The sequence below is a fragment of the Desulfosporosinus meridiei DSM 13257 genome, from assembly GCF_000231385.2.
Taxonomy (GTDB): domain Bacteria; phylum Bacillota; class Desulfitobacteriia; order Desulfitobacteriales; family Desulfitobacteriaceae; genus Desulfosporosinus; species Desulfosporosinus meridiei.
Map to the genome: position 1 here is coordinate 2,605,452 of NC_018515.1, position 15,707 is coordinate 2,621,158.

The following is a 15,707-nucleotide window of genomic DNA, read 5'->3' on the forward strand; positions in this document are numbered from 1 at the left end:
CCTGCTACTCCAAAACAAAAATAAAAGCCCATCTTATGATGAGCAAATTATTTGCCTAATTTAATTCTTACACGAGACAGAAAGGAATTATCCGTAGTTCTATGATGCTATCTTTTGAATGATCGCGTGCTGACCAAGGATTGCCATTAGATTAGGAAGTTCTTGATTTTTAACGACCCGATAATTGACTTCTTCCCCTTCAATCCAAGTTACAAGAAACATAGGATCCCTTCTCTCTTTGTATTATGTATACATAATACCACATGGCAAGTAAGGATTCAAATATCCGTCATACGATTCTTTTATGTTGGAGTAGACTCCCATGCCGCTGCTAAGGAAGCACAAGCTTAGGATGAAAATTGGGGTCGCTTGGGGTAGGGCAGCTTCGTCCACATCCTGCAAGAAAGCTAATTCGTGCGAAGACATTGTCTGCAAGAAGGGTAATCCGTGCGAAGACAGTGTCTTCGTGTCACTCAGCACTCCGAGGCTCGCCTACTCGCTTGGGAGGGAGCTCCGCCAAACCACTGGGTAGTACCTGAAGTGAACCTGTGGCTCCGCTTCCCACCCAAGCTTTGTAGGCTCTACCGCCTCTCCATGCAATGAGTTCACTCCTGTGGATCGAAGTCGCCCTGTCTTCAGGTCTTTTATCTCAAGAGTGTTTTGAGGTGTTTTCAGGGGCCCTCACCTCTCACGCTAAAGATTCGCGAAGGCTTACCTGAGTCCCCAAGGTAATACTTACACTCCTAGCAAACTGGCTGGAGGAGCGCTTTTCTGCAAAGCGGATGCGTCAGTGAAGCCGCGGTAAGGCGAGCACCGACGGTTCGCGTCCCCGTAGCGCGCCGCAGGTTCACATGCGACGGAACAGGATGTTCCTAGTGCCGCATGCGCCACGGACGGCATAGCATGCGGCCAGGAATACCCAGAGGTTCGGACGCGCTCGCGAACCGTCCAACGAGCCAGCGGTGGAACTCGCAGACGCGTGCGGAACGAAGACACCGTCTTCGCACGGGTTATAAAAGCTAAAAAGCGCTCCCCCCGGATTTCTCCTACCATTTTATTCCTTTTTTGCAAATATAGGCTCCAAGCGACTCCATATGTCATATTTGCGAACATCGGCTAGCCGTCCCTTTTGATTCAAGAAAACATGAACAGTCTTTCCTTCTGCTAATAGGGTTTGATCTCGGTATATATGGTAATTAAAAACAACTCTACGTGAAGTCATGTTTTCGATTTCAGTAACAACAATAAGCTCATCATCATAGTGAGCAGGTTGACGATATCTGCAATTGGCCTCGATTACCGCTAAACCCAGACCTTGTTTTTCAAATTCTGTATAGGGAAGGTTTAACTCTCTAAACAATTCTGATCGCCCTACTTCAAACCAGATTAGATAATTAGAATGATAAACAATTCCCATTTGATCTGTTTCCGCATAACGCACGCGCAAAGTTGTTTTTGATGACAAAATCATTAAACAGCCTTCTTTCCTACTAAATATTGTGAGTTAGTACTTAATCATGGTTACTGGGCTAAATACTAGACCTGAAAATTATTAAAATGAAAAACTAATAGAAGCAATTCGTATAATTTGTAAGTAATTTCTCACTTATGCTATAATGAGCAGAAAATAATGATAGTTCGGTAGTTTGTGATTCAAATGATTATGTATATCCCAAAAAAGGAGGAGCATCTTTGAGTACTTCAGCCATACAAATATTTATCGAACGAATTAATGAGTTGTCCCGAAAAAAACGGACAGTTGGTTTAGAGGAATGGGAAGCCGCAGAGCAAGAATCCTTACGCCAAGAGTACCTGACTTTTATTCGTGAACAAGTTAAAGAAACTCTCAGCAATGTCCAAGTTGAAGAGGACTCCCCTCTACAATAACAAGAAAATTTACTCGAAATCAAGCAAATACTTATATTTTTAGAGCAAGCATTTCTTGCTCTATTTTTTATGTCTCTCCATTTAACCCTTTCAAAAAGCGTATTTGTTTTAATCATAAAGCAAATAATAACAATGTTAGATAAACTTCATGTAAGGAGGAGATCATCTTTGCCCGAACGCATTATTAAGTATGGTGGAGTTAAATTCCGAAATCTTGTGCCCCCGGTGAAAATAAACCGCTTTGTTAATAGTTTACCCCGGGATAAGCGGGATTCTTTGTTTGAGATTGCCAGTGAATTACAGCATGCCGGCTTAATTCGAGTCTTTAATGACCGGGAGCATAGTACAATTGATAAAGATTTGATTGATGATCAAATGACTAATACAGGAAATTATAATCATGATTTACAAAGTCTTAAAAGAAGCATGGATGATTCATTAACCCTCCCCAAATAAGTGAAAAAATCTAGATTAAACGCGAATAGTCCAAGGACTATTCGCGTTTCTAAGGTTATGCCTGGCCTTAAGCATTTTAAGTAGGCGATGGGTTGTGTATATTAAAATTATGAAGGTTAATCTCGATACATGGTTATAAAATGCTTACTGAACCCTCATACATCATTCCAGTTAAAGCATCAACAGTTAGTATCTGACCATCTTCAACCTTAGAAAAGGCTCCTCCGGCTCCAACAATTGTCGGAATTCCATATTGTAACCCGGTTATGGCTGCATGAGATGTTAAGCCTGCTTCTTCAACGACTAAGGCACCAGCCCGCGAGATTAAGGGTACAAATCGTGCATCTGTTGATTCCGCAATTAATACTTCCCCATCATTGAATACAGCTTGTTCAGGATCTTGAACTTTACGTGCTATACCCGAATAGGATTTACGCCCAATCCCAATTCCCTTAGACAAAATATTGCCCATTATTTGAACTTTAATCATATTTGTTGACCCGACTTTGCCAATTGGCACTCCGGCAGTTATTACAACAACATCGCCGGCCTTGATGAGGCTTCTATTTAACGATGTGTTAACAGTTACTGCCAACATTTCATCCGTTCCGGAACTCTCCGGAACAATAATGGGTTGTACACCCCATAAAAGGGAAAGCTTTCTTGCGGTATTGTCAAAAGGGGTTGCCGCAATAATCATAGCCATCGGTCTGTATTTGGAAATCATACGTGCAGTTAAGCCTGAATGGGTGGGAGTAAGAATTGTAGCAGCTTTGAGGTCTTTGGCAATCGTGTAGCTGGCAAAGCTGATTGCTTCTGCAACATTGGCAGAATGCCGAGATGCTTGATCATTCCTACAAGTTTTTTCAGTTCGCTGAGCAATCTTGTCCATCATTTTGACCGCTTCAATTGGAAATAACCCAGCTGCTGTTTCACCGGAGAGCATGATTGCATCCGTACCATCCAGAATGGCATTGGCCACATCACTGGCTTCTGCTCGTGTAGGCCTTGGCTGACGTATCATGGAATCTAACATTTGGGTAGCTACAATAACAGGTTTACCTAGCAAATTGCATTTACGAATCATTTCCTTTTGTCTGATAGGAACTTCTTCGACGGGGATTTCTACACCCAGATCTCCCCGAGCAACCATAAGCCCATCAGCAACCTCGAGAATATCATCTAAATTATTGATTCCTTCTTGACTCTCGATCTTGGCAATAATATGGACATCGGCACCCATTTCTTCCACTACTCTGCGGACATCAAGAATATTTAAGGCCTTACGAGTAAATGATGCAGCAATAAAGTCAATTCCTTGAGAAATACCAAAGCGTATATCCTCAATATCCTTTTCAGTAACTGCAGGTAAGTCAATCAGCGCATTGGGTGCATTAACTCCTTTTTGAGACTTAAGAATGCCTCCGTTGCGAACAATTGTCCGAATAATATTCTCTTCCGTGGAAGTCACTTCAAGGTCTATCTGTCCATCGTCGATAAGAATGTGACTACCGGGATCAATTTTACGCCATAAATTAGTATAAGTAATTCCTACTCGCTGCTGATTACCAAGAGTTAGATCGGTGTCTAAGATAAACTCAGATCCATTGCTCAGGGTAATACCGCCCTCAGGAACTTTTCCCGTTCGTACCTCCGGCCCTTTAGTATCAAGAAGTATTCCTAAATGTTTCCCAAACTTGGTAGCTTCCCTTCTTAAAGTTTCAATTCTTCTGCCATGTTCTTCGTGGGTTCCATGAGAAAAATTCAGGCGTGCAACATCCATACCGGAGGCAAGCAGTTCCTGAACTTTCTCTGGAGATTCACTTGCCGGACCAATGGTACAAACAATTTTTGTCCTTCTCATATATTTCTCCTTCAAGTTATAAGCCTTTTAAGACTATGAGTTTCACTAAATCCAAAACCCGGTTTGAATAACCCCATTCATTATCATACCAAGCTAGGATTTTGGCCATACGATCCCCTATCATCATGGTCGATAATCCATCGACGATAGAACTGGCTGGATTACCGTTGAAATCATGAGATACCAAAGGTAATTCTGTGTATTCCAGATACCCTTTCATCCTGCCAGTAGATGCTTGCCTCAAGACATTATTTATATCTTCCCGATTTGTAGGCTTACTTAAAGAAACGACAAGATCTACTAATGAGACGTTTGGAGTTGGAACTCGAACAGCCAGTCCTTTCATCTTGCCTTCTAGTTCCGGTATTACAAGGGAAACGGCTTTAGCTGCACCTGTTGTAGTGGGTATCATGGACTGATAGGCAGCTCTTGATCTGCGCCAATCTTTGTGTTCCAAGTCTAATATTCGTTGATCATTCGTAACTGAATGAGTAGTCGTCATTAATCCTTGCTCAATACCAAATTCATCAAGTAAAACTTTGGCAACCGGGGCCAGACAATTTGTTGTACAGGAGGCATTAGAAATTATATGATGTTTCTCCGGAATATAGAGATTTTCATTGACCCCCATCACAATCGTAATATCCTCGTCTTTTGCCGGCGCTGAGATAATTACTTTCTTAGCTCCTGCAGAAAGATGCTGGGACGCATCGTCACGTTTAGTAAATCTTCCGGTAGATTCAATCACAATATCCACACCCAGTTTACTCCAGGGCAAATCTAAGGGATTTTTCTCGGCAAATATTTGAATTTCTTTTCCATCTATGACCATTTTCTGGTTGTTGATTTCTACATCCTTCTCCAGGACGCCATGAACTGAATCGTACTTGAATAAATGAGCCAATAAATCTGGACTACCCAGATCATTGATGGCAACAATCTCGAATGGAAATGTTTTTTCAAGTGATGCTCGAAGTGAAAGTCTGCCGATTCGACCAAAACCATTAATCCCAACTTTTATACTCATACTAATTCCCTCCTCATGTTACCTTAAAGTACCTTCGTAATTAAAATTATTGCTTCTTTGAAATGTCTATTCTGTAGACAATCCAAAATCCCTGCTTTTCTCTTTGGAATACTTTACATATTTTTGCTTTAAAGAATAGTAGTATTTACCTCTAGATGGTAATATTTTCTGATTATACAGCTACAATTTATAATTCCCTAAAAAGAAAAAAACTTGCAACAATCTGGTATAAAGTTTTTGGGCAAAAGTTCATAATTAACTGTATTATTCAAACTTTATAGATTATTATTATTTCTTTCAGGCCTGTTCCAATAAACAGCTTCTTCCACCTCAGTGATTTTCACTTAGTAATTTATCAAGGACCCAAGGTAGCAGATATATAAAATTTTTCGGCTTATCAGGCATTAAATAACAGTATCCTGGCAGATTTGAAATTTTGGGTCTGCTTTTCCTAAACTTAAAACACTTCTCCAACTAATTGTATTCTTAGTGGTTAAATGTTATATTAAAAAACCAACTGATTTTAGTCAGTTGGTTTTTTATATTTAGTCTTAATAAAATTATTTGTTTTGTTTTAATTGTTTAAATTTCATTGTACTATTAAAAGTATTCTGAATATTTTAAGCAAAATTATAGGGCTTTTTCAAGTATTTCCGCTACATCTAATGCCTTTAGCTTTTCTCCAACTTCACGGGCCGCTATACCATCATTAATCATGGTTAAACAGAAGGGGCATGCTGTACCCACATAATCAGATTTAACTGCAATAGCTTCATCAGTCCGCATTTCATTAATTCTTTGACCATCATGCTCTTCGAGCCACATACGGCCTCCGCCGGCACCACAACAGAAACTCTTCTCACCAGTGTGTGACATCTCCCTAAGACTTAAGCCTACCGCCTTAAGCAGTTCACGAGGCTGTTCATAGATCTCGTTATACCGACCGAGGTAACAAGAATCGTGGTAGGTAACTGATTTTCTGTCCGCGTTTGTTAACTTAAGTTTGCCGGACTTGACTAGATCTAAGAGGAATACTGTATGGTGAATCACTTCGAAGTCCCCGCCAAGTTGTGGGTATTCGTTTTTCAAGAAGTTGTAGCAGTGTGGGCATTGGGTAATAATTTTCTTCACTCCATAGCCCTTCATAACTTCAATGTTTTCTGTGGCTAAGGAATAGAATAAATATTCGTTTCCTAACTTACGAGCGGAGTCACCACAGCACTTCTCTTCATTCCCCAGTATTGCAAAGTGAACGCCTGCAGCTTGTAATAGCTTAACAAGGGCAGCTGAAACTCTTTGATTACGAGCATCGAATGCTCCGGAGCAACCAGGCCAATACAGATACTCAGCGTTAGGATCTTCTTCATAAGTTTTAACTCCCAGCCCTGTAAGAAAATCCGCCCGAGTAGTCCAACCGATTCCCCATGGGTTACCGTTATTCTCCATGTTGCGGAAAGCTAATTGAGCTTCTGCTGGGAAGCGTGTCTCCATGAGTACAAGATTCCGACGCATATCAATGGTCTTATCAACGTGCTCAATGAATACCGGACATTGCTGTTCACAGGAACGACAGGTAGTACAAGCCCATAAATCTTCTTCAGGTATGACTTCACCGATTAGCGCCCGACCAGTCCATTCTTCAATCTCTTCAGCTTCGCTTGCCGCAGCAGCTTCCTGATCAGCAGCTTGCACTAATACTTTACTCTTAGCTTGGAGTGCCTCACCCATTTCCTCCATAAGAACTCGCATATCCTGAATAATTCGTTTTGGATTTAAATGCTTGCCGCTTAAGTAGGCAGGACAGTTATCCTGGCAGCGCCCACAGCGTAAACAAACATCTGTATTAAATAATGTCTTCCAGGAAAACTCACGTAATTGGCTTTTTCCAAAGGTTTCAAGGCTCTCATCTTCAAAATCTATTGGCTCAGGAATACCTATTGGTCCACGATTGCGGAAGAACTGATTAAGCGGGCCGAGTAAGACATGGAACAGCTTGGAATAGGGGAAATATGCTATGAAGGCCATGGCAAGGAAAAGATGGAACCACCAAAGGAAGACGTGCAGAGACAAGATTTGCGCTTCATTGAACAACGCTTGGATTGGAATAGACATCCACTGCCCAACAAATGCATAGGCGGCCCAAGGATCTGGCAATACTGCAATACGTGCTCCCTGAATGATGAACCCTGTCAAAAGGATTGCAAATAATAAAGCCAGGGTAATACCATCATCCGCCTTATTATCTAAACGATCCGGTCGCTGAATATATCTTCGGTAAGCAGCGACGATTATGCCTATTAAGGCAGCGAGTCCAAACAAGTTAGCAGTAACCTTAATAAATAGATATAGCCAACCGTGGAATAGATCAATAGAGAAATCTGCTTGGAGAGTGATGATGGCAGTGGCAAAAGCTAGGAATAAAAATCCGTAGAATATACCTGCATGCATCATTCCCGGGAAACTGTCTTTGAAAATCCGTTTATGAGCAAAGGTATAAACGAGTACATCTTTGATCCCCGGCCAAATGTCTTTCCAACGATTTTCGGGCTGTCCTAATTTCCAAAGCTTAACACGCTTATATACTCCATAAGCAAAGATAGCAAGTGCAATGATAAAGAATAAGTAAAGCCAATGATGTCCTTCAATATTCCAGTACACTTCACGTGTTGCCATTCTTTCCTCTCCTTACCTATTAAGGAAGCGCCTGGTTAGGCGCTTCACTTAAGTATTCTATATTCAATTTTATTCGTTGACAAGCTTTTTGAACTCTTCAGTTAGCAAGGGGACTACTTCAAAAAGGTCTCCAACAATACCATAGTCAGCTACATTAAAGATGTTAGCTTCCGGATCTTTGTTAATGGCCACAATGAATTTTGAGGAGCCCATACCTGCTAAGTGTTGGATTGCTCCGGAAATTCCGCAAGCAATATAGAGGGTTGGGGCAACTGTTTTTCCAGTCTGTCCAACTTGGTATTTATGCTCTTTCCAGCCCGAATCAACTGCAGCACGTGAAGCTCCTACAGCCGCACCAATTACATCAGCCAAGTCTTCGAGAATGCTGTAATTCTCTGGGCCTTTCATACCCCGTCCACCAGATACAATGATGTTAGCCTCTGTAAGCTCTGGGCGTTTGGAAGCAGCGATAGCGACTTCCTTAAGAATTGCCGTTAAATCAGCTGCATCAATATCAGCAACTTCTTTGACAACTTCTGCCTGACGAGCAGCATCCGGAGGCGTTACAGGGAATGTATTAGGACGAATCGTAGCCATAATTGGGCGAACGTTGGAAGTGAGATGAGCAAATGCCTTACCGGCGTAAATCGGACGTTTAAATGTTAAGAAGTTAGCGGAGTCAATTTCCATGCCTGTGCAGTCAGATGCTAAGCCAATTCCAAGACGTTGGGCCAAGCGTGGAGCAAGATCTTTACCGGCAGCAGTATTTCCGAGTAAAACAGCCTGTGGCTCTTCTTTACGAATGATCTTATTGAGCACAGAGGTATAGGCACCTGTGGAGTATTCTGCTAACTTAGCATCATCGATGACGATTACTTTGTCAGCACCACTAGCGGCAAGAGTTGGCGCAAGTTCATCAATGCCTTGACCAAGCACAACAGCTACTACTGACTCACCAGTTTGGTCTGCGATTTTACGGGCTTCACTAAGTAGTTCTAACGAAACTTTACGAACTTGCAGATTGCGTTGTTCAACAATAATCATAATTCCTTTAGCCATTTTAATTCCTCCTTTACAGAACCTTAGCTTCTTCACGCAAGAGTTTTGCTAATTCACTGGCAGCTTGTGCAGGTTCGCCATCAATTTTGCGCCCTGCTTTACGAGGTGTAGGTAAACTATATTGATTAATAACCATTTTCAAATCTCCAGCGCCAAAACCAAGATCTGCAAGGGTTAAGCTTTTTAATGGTTTCTTCTTAGCTTTCATGATACCAGCTACGGATGGATAGCGAGGATCATTTAAGCCTTTTTGGGCCGTAAATACTGCAGGGAAGCTAACTTCGATTAATTCAGTCCCGCCGTCAATTTCACGAGTTGCAGTTGCTTGGGTTCCGGCAACTTCTAGTTTAATAACACTGCTGACTGAAGGGATGCTTAACGCCTCTGCTAAACGAACAGCAATTTGACTTGCACCATCATCAATAGCAATACGTCCGGCTAAAATTACATCATGAGGAATATCGGCAACAACCTTAGCTAGTATTTGAGCTCTGCCGAATTCATCGGTATTCTCTAGTCCAGGATCGCTTACTAATACACCTTTGTCTGCACCCATTGCCAAAGCAGTACGGACTGCTTCTTGAGCACGTGAACCCCCCATGCTTACAACGGTCACTTCGCCGCCGTGCTTTTCCTTAAGTCTGATTCCTTCTTCAATGGCATACTCATCGTAAGGGTTAATAATTAAGTTAACCCCATTGGCATCGATTTTACCGCTAGCATCTAGTACGATTTTAGCCTCAGTATCGAATGTTTGTTTGATAAAAACGACAATATTCACACTGTTTCCTCCTTACTGCAACAAAATTAATCCTTTGAGAATATGACTTTTGATAATAACACCTTAAGACCGACAGATTCCTTAATCGACGAGGTAAGAGCATCATAATAGGATAACTTCGTCTCTGGTTCATAAAGCCCTTCTCCAGTAGACACCACAACTGTAATTCTTTTCATAACACCCCCTATAAAGCGTGAGAAGGAATTTATTTTCCAAACACAATATTATGACTCTGACTAGACAGAAAGCTAAGCAGAGTTCCCAGCAAAATCCTAGATACAAGCTCACTACATAAGATTTGTTTCACATATCCAAAATTAATAGATTTACAATAAAGCCAATTACTAGAAATCAAAGTAACAAAATGCACAATCTATACTATTCTTCTCACAAATTAAGACTAGCATTGAGCGTTGAATAAGTCAATATGGCCATAATTAAGAAATTATATACCAAACTTTTCCCTTTGCTTCCCTAAAAACATTTCCAATAGGCCCTTGTTTATTTAGAATGACAATTTATCGAATACACCGGATATTATGATATGCAAATATTTATGTAATTCAGATTATTCGACCAATAAAAGAAATATCCTTCTTTACAGTCAATATTATTTCGAATTGATACATTATCAAATGTTATATCAAAATTCATTATTTTTAGAGGAGAGGTTGTAACACCTGCTCCTCACCTGTCTTTTATTCTTTAAAACGATTTTTTTGTGGGCAACGGCTGTTGAATATTTCGTTCTTTATGCGTGTCATACTCTTGATAATGAGGATCTCTAACTGTAACTGATGCTTTGGCTCTTGATACTTTTTTGCGTGTTCCCATTATCATCCATCCTTTCCAATAAGTAAGCCAATCGAAGCTTAAAATTAGCATTCCCTACTAGAAAAACGGATATCCCACATTATTTTTGTAAAATAGTGTAAGCATGCCAATACTTTTCAAGAAATATCTCAAAAACTTAGGTAGCTAATGTTATAATATATCTGAAAGATAATTTTTATAAGGTTTGGTGATAAGATGATCAACGATCAGCAACTAAAGGATCTTTTATCTAAAGGATTTTTTTCAGGTAAAATGACACCTGAATTTATTAATTTTTGTCTCTCTCATGGAAGAATCCGACGTTATGCTGCTAAACAATATCTCTATTTTTCTGGAGATGAAGGTACTACTCTTTATTTTTTAATTAATGGTCGAGTTAGACTCTATTTAATGAGTGAATATACCGAAAAAATAATCCGGGTACTTAATGCTCCAGCTTTTTTTCCCGAGGTTATTCTCGACGGGAAACCTTACCCCCATTCAGCTCTTTGCATAGAGGAGACAGAAGTATTGACAATTGATCGGCTAACATTTATGCGTTTTATAGAGAGTAATCCATCCTTAATTTGGTTATTGTATGATGATCTTGCTCTTGATTTACGGCGTTCCTACCGACAAATTAGAAATCTATCCCTTGGGGATGCCCGCCTGCGCCTGGCTGCAAAGCTTTTTGCTCTTGCCCATGTACACGGTCAAAAAACCAAGAGCGGAGTTATGATTACCATACCTCTATCTGCCACAGAGCTTGCCGGCATGTGTAGTTTGGCTCGTGAATCTGTCAGTCGGATTTTAACAGAGTTAAAAGAAGTAAAAATCATTGAGATCAAGAAAAAAGATATAACAATTATGGATATGGAAAATCTTCGAATCTGGATACACGAGCGGGCTTCTCGCTCTCGAACTCTAGACTAAGCTAGATTTTCTGCTCAACAAAATGGGTGAATCTTTCTTGGGGGCCACCATTATTAAGATAGTCTTGAATAGTCTCTATTACCCAGGAAATTACCTCTTCATCTGTTTGAGCTTGTTTAACGAAAGATGCAAAACGTGGGTGTCGGCCCATTCTTCCACCTATGCGCAAGTTCCAGCCACTTTCACCTGCGGCTAGTGTACCTGAAGGGCAAACACTTAAACAATTTCCACAAGAGAGGCATTTCGATTTATCAATGACAACTACTCCATTTTTCTCTATGGTAATCGCATTTTCTAAGCATGATCTGACACAAGCATGGCAGGCTATGCAGGGATTATCCGTAGTTTGAGGAGTTACATATCCGGAAATGCTAAAGTCTTTAATATCTGGTCGGGAGCAGCCATTTGGACAACCAGCCAAACATATTTTCAGCAGATGATGGTGATTAACCTGTCCGAACTTTTTTTGAAGAGTTTCCTCAATATTCAAAGACGCTAAATTTGATGGTAATTCCTCTAAAAGCTCCCTCCATTCTCGAGTCGCCTTCGGACAATTTTGTCGGCAGTGTTCAATAATAAACCCCGGTTGTTTCATTTATATTCCCCCAGAATTAATTATGCTTGTATTTTTAGTCTTCTGAGGTAGTTTAACAAATATGCAATCAATTTAGTGTGGTTTCAATCACAATGGGAACTATTGGATATAAAGATATCCCTATGGCTAATTAATTAGTGCCATAGGGATATCTTTATTTTGTTTCTATTCGTTAAGATCCATCCTCTTACCATTACATATATAAACAATTTCTTCGGCTATATTCGTACAATAATCTCCCAGACGTTCCAAGAAACGGCTGGCAAACAGCAGATAATTGGCCTGTGTCACATTATTAGGGTTTTCCATCATAATGGTTTTTAGTTCCCCAAAGACTCCGGAATAAATCTTGTCAATCTCATCATCCATTAAGGACATCTCTGCAGCTGCGCCACAATCCTCGTCTACGTATGCTTTCAGACCAATTCTAATCATTTCTTGCACAATTCCACTCATTCGTGGAATGTCTACCAATGGTTTGATTAACTTTTCTTGACCTATTCTGATGGACACTTTAGCTAGATCAACAGCCAGGTCCCCCATTCTCTCAAGGTATATGGATATTTTGAAACCAGCTACAAGTTTGCGTAAATCACGAGCAAAGGGCTGCTGCGTTGCGATTAGGAGAATACATGTTTCTTCAATGTCTGCTCGCAAATCATTTAGTTCCAAATCTTTCACGACGATGGAATTAGCCAACTCTAGATCCTGGTTTATTAAAGAATTGACTGCAAGTGCTATTTGTTGTTCGGCCATCTTTCCCAGGGTTAAAATTTTCAGGCGCAGATCTTCTAGTTCATGATCAAATTTCTGGCGAGTAGGCATTTGTAGTCCTCCTCCCTTGCTTTTATTTTTATACAACAATTTTTATAGTATTAGCACCCAAAAAGTGCAGTGACCCCGTTCAGTCAAAACGGAACATCAATTTGGAGATATCAACCAAATCGTCCGGATATATAATCCTCTGTTTTCTTCTTTGCCGGTCGAGTAAAGAGTACACTTGTTATATCTTCCTCGATTAAATCACCGCTTAAGAAAAAGGCAGTTCTGTCCGAAACCCGGGAAGCTTGATGCATATTGTGAGTCACAATGATAATTGTATACTTGTCTTTCAGCTCTGCAATTAATTCCTCAATCTTCATCGTCGAAATTGGATCGAGGGCAGAGGTCGGTTCATCCATTAGCAAAATTTCGGGCCCCACTGCCAATAAGCGTGCAATGCAAAGTCTTTGTTGCTGACCACCGGAAAGTCCTAAAGCGGATTCATGTAAGCGATCTTTCACCTCGTTCCACAAAGCGGCATCTTTTAAACTGGTTTCAACGATTTCACTTAATTTCTTCTTGTCAGTTTCTCCGTGAATTCGTGGACCATAGGCCACATTTTCAAAGACTGATTTCGGGAAAGGATTAGGGTGCTGGAATACCATTCCTACCTTCTTCCTAAGTAAAACCACATCGGTGTCAGCTGCATAAACGTCCTGCCCATCGATCTTAACCTGACCTATGATTTTTACACCCGGTGTCAAATCTTGCATTCGGTTAAGCGTCCGTAAAAAGGTTGACTTTCCACAGCCGGAGGGACCAATAAGAGCAGTCACACTTCTCTCCTTCATAGCTATGCTGATACTATTTAAGGCCTGCTGTTCCCCGTAAAAAAGGTCGAGTTCTTTAACCACGATCTTATCCATATCATTTCTCCTCTATCTTTATATCCAGGGTACTAGCCCCTATGTTTCCCTTGAAGTCGATATTGCAGCCAACGACTTGGTATTGATAAACAAAGGTTAAAGACGATAACCATGAGGATTAACAGAGCGGCGGTTCCATCTGCAATCTGGTCGGAATTTGTGCCAGGTAAAGGATTTGACTTTACCGCAAATAAATGAACGGCTAGTGTCTCTCCGGCGGCTAGAGGGTTAACGTCAAAGAGAATTCGGGAGACATTCATTCCTGCTGTGAAGATCAGAATTGCTGTTTCCCCAAGTGCTCTGCCTGCAACTAGGGTTATTCCGGTAATCAGCCCTGGAAGAGCTGTCGGCAGAATAACCTTGCGCAAAGTTTGCCACATGGTTGCCCCTAAAGCTAAACTTGCTTCTCGATAACTTCTGGGGACTGCCCGTAAGGATTCTTCTGTAACCCGCACTAAGATCGGCAAATTGAGTAACGCCAGAGTGGCAGATCCTCCTAAGATTGTGAATCCCAAGCCAAACATATTGACAAAGACTATCATACCAAAGAGGCCGAAGACTATGGATGGTACACTGGCTAAGCTCTCTGTACTTAAACGAATGAGGTCAGTAAACCTATTCTGAGGTGCGTATTCAGCCATGTAGATTCCGGCACCTAAACCAATGGGGAGGGAAAATATTAAGGACAGAAATAAAATATAGAAGGAATTAAACAATTGCCCCCTGACCCCATCTGAACCACTAAAGAACTCAGCCGTCAGGTATGGTAGACCACGACCTAAAATTAGAGTTAAAAAAGCAACTAATAGTGCAAGGATGAAAATAGCGCCAATCCAAAGCAGAATGCTGGCAAATCGGTTTGCTTGATGTGCTTTCAACGGACTGCCCCCTTTCGCGAGGCCGTTCTAACTAGAATAATCATAATCAACGCAATAACTAAAAGAATAAATGCCATCATAAATAAGCCATTATTCCAAGTCGATCCATAAGGTGTATTGCCCATTTCCATAACAATATTACTCGTCAAGGTTGAGGTTGGACTGCCTAAAGAGTCTGGGAATCTCGGAGAATTACCTATAACCATCTGAACCGCCATGGTTTCCCCGATGGCTCTAGCCATGGCTAAAATAATCGCTGTTAATATCCCGGGAGAAGCGGCCGGCACAAGAATACGCCATATAGTTTGCCAGCGTGTGGCCCCTAAAGCTAAGGACGCCTCTTTATAAGAACCGGGCAAAGAACGCAAGGCATCTTCCGAAAGACTAATAACTGTTGGCAAGATCATAATAGCTAATACTATGCCTGCCGCCAACATACCATAACCGGTGGAAGAATTAGTGAGTTTGCGTGTAAAGCCTACTATCACCGTAATCCCCACATAACCATAGACTACAGAAGGGATCCCGGCAAATAAATCAGTGGCAGGGCGCATTATAGCCCGTACCCAAGGTGGCGCAATTTCTGCTAAAAAAACGGCTCCTGCCAGCCCTAATGGACCACCTAACAAAATGGCAATAAGAGTAGTACCAATTGATCCAGCAATAAAGGTCAGTGCACCGTATTGACCGGAATCCGGACTCCATTTACTGCTTGTGAAAAATTCAAGAAAGCTGACTTCTCGAAAGGTAGATAAACCCTGCATCCCCACAAACCAAATAATACATAAGATGATTAAAGATACTAGGACTGCACTGCTGATAAATAAGTAACGTGCTAAGCGGTCATTATAATATACCCATGACTTCGTAGGTTGAGGCAACCTGTACACCTCCAGATCTCTCTAAATTTAATGCTGGTATTCTCTCTTGATTCACTAGATTTGCTTGCTATAAGTTTAACTCATGTGTGTAAACTATAAATTAAGGGAATGTAAAGTTCAGGTTAACAATCTGACAAATATCCTTCCGATTCACTGGTCTATTAAGTGTGTG

The 15,707-nt window shown here is 41.0% G+C and carries 17 protein-coding genes; 3 read left to right on the top strand and 14 right to left on the bottom strand.

Annotated features, from left to right (window positions below):
• Positions 1–99: 99 nt before the first annotated feature.
• Complete coding sequence (locus DESMER_RS24725) at positions 100–222, bottom strand: hypothetical protein (protein WP_014903309.1); 123 nt, start codon at positions 220–222, stop codon at positions 100–102.
• A gap of 832 nt (positions 223–1,054) precedes the next feature.
• The gene (locus DESMER_RS11955) at positions 1,055–1,471 is read right to left on the bottom strand and encodes an acyl-CoA thioesterase (RefSeq protein ID WP_014903311.1); all 417 of its coding nucleotides are present in this window, start codon (positions 1,469–1,471) and stop codon (positions 1,055–1,057) included.
• A gap of 221 nt (positions 1,472–1,692) precedes the next feature.
• On the opposite strand from DESMER_RS11955, the gene DESMER_RS11960 reads away from it, so the two are divergent.
• Together DESMER_RS11960 and DESMER_RS11965 are read left to right on the top strand one after the other, a co-directional pair.
• The gene (locus tag DESMER_RS11960; RefSeq protein WP_014903312.1) at positions 1,693–1,887 is read left to right on the top strand and encodes a DUF896 domain-containing protein; all 195 of its coding nucleotides are present in this window, start codon (positions 1,693–1,695) and stop codon (positions 1,885–1,887) included.
• 168 nt (positions 1,888–2,055) lie between these two features.
• A complete protein-coding gene (locus DESMER_RS11965; RefSeq protein ID WP_014903313.1) occupies positions 2,056–2,343 on the top strand; it encodes a hypothetical protein in 288 nt (95 codons plus the stop codon).
• A gap of 133 nt (positions 2,344–2,476) precedes the next feature.
• Here DESMER_RS11965 and pyk read toward each other — a convergent pair whose 3' ends face one another.
• The 7 genes from pyk to DESMER_RS24730 all read right to left on the bottom strand — a co-directional run bounded on the left by pyk (position 2,477) and on the right by DESMER_RS24730 (position 10,581).
• Complete coding sequence (gene pyk / locus DESMER_RS11970) at positions 2,477–4,207, bottom strand: pyruvate kinase (protein WP_014903314.1); 1,731 nt, start codon at positions 4,205–4,207, stop codon at positions 2,477–2,479.
• Between the two features lie 16 nt (positions 4,208–4,223).
• Positions 4,224–5,234: a type I glyceraldehyde-3-phosphate dehydrogenase gene (gap, locus tag DESMER_RS11975; RefSeq protein ID WP_014903315.1), complete on the bottom strand. Its 1,011-nt coding sequence runs from the start codon at positions 5,232–5,234 to the stop codon at positions 4,224–4,226.
• 630 nt (positions 5,235–5,864) lie between these two features.
• Complete coding sequence (locus DESMER_RS11980; protein ID WP_014903316.1) at positions 5,865–7,907, bottom strand: heterodisulfide reductase-related iron-sulfur binding cluster; 2,043 nt, start codon at positions 7,905–7,907, stop codon at positions 5,865–5,867.
• Between the two features lie 69 nt (positions 7,908–7,976).
• A complete protein-coding gene (locus DESMER_RS11985) occupies positions 7,977–8,966 on the bottom strand; it encodes an electron transfer flavoprotein subunit alpha/FixB family protein (protein ID WP_014903317.1) in 990 nt (329 codons plus the stop codon).
• 13 nt (positions 8,967–8,979) lie between these two features.
• On the bottom strand, positions 8,980–9,747 hold the full coding sequence (locus DESMER_RS11990) for an electron transfer flavoprotein subunit beta/FixA family protein (protein ID WP_014903318.1): 768 nt from the start codon (positions 9,745–9,747) through the stop codon (positions 8,980–8,982).
• Positions 9,748–9,773: 26 nt separating this feature from the next.
• Positions 9,774–9,923, bottom strand: coding sequence for a hypothetical protein (locus DESMER_RS23800; RefSeq protein ID WP_158405968.1), 150 nt, complete (start codon positions 9,921–9,923; stop codon positions 9,774–9,776).
• A gap of 529 nt (positions 9,924–10,452) precedes the next feature.
• Positions 10,453–10,581: a hypothetical protein gene (locus DESMER_RS24730; protein WP_014903319.1), complete on the bottom strand. Its 129-nt coding sequence runs from the start codon at positions 10,579–10,581 to the stop codon at positions 10,453–10,455.
• 195 nt (positions 10,582–10,776) lie between these two features.
• Between DESMER_RS24730 and DESMER_RS11995 the strand changes: the two genes are divergently transcribed.
• A complete protein-coding gene (locus DESMER_RS11995) occupies positions 10,777–11,493 on the top strand; it encodes a Crp/Fnr family transcriptional regulator (protein ID WP_014903320.1) in 717 nt (238 codons plus the stop codon).
• 1 nt (position 11,494) lies between these two features.
• Here the strand turns inward: DESMER_RS11995 and DESMER_RS12000 are convergent, their stop codons facing one another.
• From DESMER_RS12000 to pstC, 5 genes are all read right to left on the bottom strand, one after another.
• A complete protein-coding gene (locus DESMER_RS12000) occupies positions 11,495–12,088 on the bottom strand; it encodes a 4Fe-4S dicluster domain-containing protein (protein WP_014903321.1) in 594 nt (197 codons plus the stop codon).
• 165 nt (positions 12,089–12,253) lie between these two features.
• The gene (gene phoU, locus DESMER_RS12005) at positions 12,254–12,913 is read right to left on the bottom strand and encodes a phosphate signaling complex protein PhoU (RefSeq protein WP_014903322.1); all 660 of its coding nucleotides are present in this window, start codon (positions 12,911–12,913) and stop codon (positions 12,254–12,256) included.
• Between the two features lie 110 nt (positions 12,914–13,023).
• Entirely contained in the window at positions 13,024–13,776 is a 753-nt protein-coding gene (gene pstB, locus DESMER_RS12010; protein WP_014903323.1) for a phosphate ABC transporter ATP-binding protein PstB, read from the bottom strand.
• A gap of 32 nt (positions 13,777–13,808) precedes the next feature.
• On the bottom strand, positions 13,809–14,654 hold the full coding sequence (pstA, locus tag DESMER_RS12015; protein WP_014903324.1) for a phosphate ABC transporter permease PstA: 846 nt from the start codon (positions 14,652–14,654) through the stop codon (positions 13,809–13,811).
• The gene (pstC, locus tag DESMER_RS12020; protein ID WP_014903325.1) at positions 14,651–15,535 is read right to left on the bottom strand and encodes a phosphate ABC transporter permease subunit PstC; all 885 of its coding nucleotides are present in this window, start codon (positions 15,533–15,535) and stop codon (positions 14,651–14,653) included. Before pstC ends, pstA begins: the two co-directional genes overlap by 4 nt.
• Between the last annotated feature and the right edge of the window lie 172 nt (positions 15,536–15,707).